This is a genomic window from Niameybacter sp. (assembly GCF_036655075.1).
Classification (GTDB): Bacteria; Bacillota; Clostridia; order Lachnospirales; family Cellulosilyticaceae; genus Holtiella.
Map to the genome: position 1 here is coordinate 1 of NZ_JAVVQU010000102.1, position 2,138 is coordinate 2,138.

General features: G+C 34.8%; 1 protein-coding gene. It reads left to right on the forward strand.

The window, feature by feature from the left end; translation table 11 throughout:
* Positions 1-570: 570 nt before the first annotated feature.
* Positions 571-2,013 carry an FAD-dependent oxidoreductase gene (locus RRY75_RS14125; protein ID WP_332494650.1) on the forward strand — a complete coding sequence of 481 codons (1,443 nt, stop codon included), beginning with the start codon at positions 571-573 and terminating at the stop codon, positions 2,011-2,013.
* Positions 2,014-2,138: the final 125 nt, after the last annotated feature.

The window sequence follows — 2,138 nt, forward strand, 5'->3', positions numbered from 1 at the left end:
GACTTTTGAATCGACTGGTTTAATGGTTACTATTTTATTTTCAAAGTTCATTTTTCTTTATTTACCAAGGCCTTATGCCTTGTGTCTTAGTGGCGCTGTGCCCTGCTGACTTGATTCATTATGCACCATCACCAACTATAAGTCAACACTATTTCTAGAGTTTTTTTAGATTTTTTCCTTTTTTTATGTTATCCCCTATTTATTAATCTTATCCTCAAATTACCAACATATTATCAACAGAATTATCAACAGTTTCATATTTTTAGCCTTTTATCTTTATTCTTCTATCCTCTAAATCAAGCCTATTATAATTGCTCTTTCTATATACATCCCCTATTATAGTAACTTTCTAATTTTCTTAGGACTCATTTCAAGTAGAGATATACTATAACCTTTGTACGCTTCCCTTTATCCCATTCTAGATACTTCTACTTTGATTTCATTAACAAGGTCTTATATCCTAGTATATTCCACTACTTATAGTCTCTCCTTTCATTAACTTAGAAAGATCATGAAGATAGTATGATAATTATAGATATTTTGTTAATCCTAATTAAGAGGTGAAAATTAATGGAATCAAGTTGGAAACAGACAGTAAAACTCGCTCCGCACAATAGTCTTAATGGCGACCTTCATACAGATGTTGCAGTCATTGGCGGCGGACTTGCAGGCATTCTCATTGCCTACTTCTTAAAATCACAGGATATTCAAACTATTATTCTAGAAGCCAATACTATTGGAAGTGGTCAAACAAGTGGAACAACAGCTAAAATTACTTCTCAGCACGGATTAATCTACGATAAATTAATAACTCACTTTGGTAAGGAGAAGGCTCTTCAATATGCTACTGCTAATCAAAATGCTATAGAATACTACCGTACTCTTATTCAAGAACATAATATTGAATGTGAATTTGAGCATTACCCAGCTTATATCTATTCCACTTTAGATAGTCATTCCTTACAAGAAGAAGCTTTAGCTGCTAAGTCTTTAGGTATACCCGCTACTTTTGTTACTCAAACACATCTTCCTTTTTCAGTTGAAGGTGCGGTCAAGTTTGATAGTCAGGCACAGTTTCATCCTTTAAAATTTATTCAAGCACTTTCAAAAGATCTTACGATCTATGAGCACACTCCAGTTAATGCTGTAGAAAATGAACGTATTTTTACAGATAAAGGTACTGTAACAGCTAAAGATATTATATTTGCCTGTCATTATCCTTTCATTAATAAACCTGGTTATTATTTTATGCGTATGCATCAAGAACGTAGCTATGTTGTAGCCTTAAAAAACGCTGGCAAATTAGATGGTATGTATCTAGGTATTGACCCTAATGGATTATCTTTTAGAAATAATGGAGAGTTTCTTCTATTAGGCGGTTGTGGCCATCGTACTGGTGAAAACTCTACCGGTGGTAATTATGCTTATTTGCAAGAGAAAGCCAAAGATTTTTGGCCATGTTCTGAAGAATCTACTCATTGGTCTGCTCAAGATTGTATGACCCTAGATGGTATCCCTTATATCGGCCAATTTTCCCACTCTACCCCTCATTGGTATGTAGCAACAGGTTTTGGTAAATGGGGCATGTCTTCATCTATGGTCTCCGCACAAATCATTAGTGATCTTATTCTGGGCAAAACAAATGACTATGCAGAAGTTTTTTCTCCTCTTCGTTTTACAATTACAGAGTCTTTAAAATCCTCCTTAGACGAGAGTACACATGCCATTAAATCCCTTTCTAAACAACTTTTTGTAAAACCAAGTGTTGAGATTGATGCACTTCCCAAGGGCCATGGTGGTATTGTTGAATATGAAGGAGAGAAGGTAGGCGTTTATAAAGCATCTACTGATGAAACTTTTATAGTCTCTACCCGTTGTCCTCATTTAGGATGCCAACTAGAATGGAATCCTGATGAACTAAGTTGGGACTGTCCATGTCATGGTTCCCGTTTTGACTTTAAAGGTAATTTAATTAATAATCCCGCTCAAACAGATTTATCAACTTTATCGTGAACATAGCAAAAAGAGGGTGTTGCACAATTAACCAATTAGGTTAGTTGTGGCAACATTCTCTTTTTTTGTGTATAAAAATTAAAAGACAGAGGATAATCCTCTGCCAGTGTTGTTATATTAAGTTC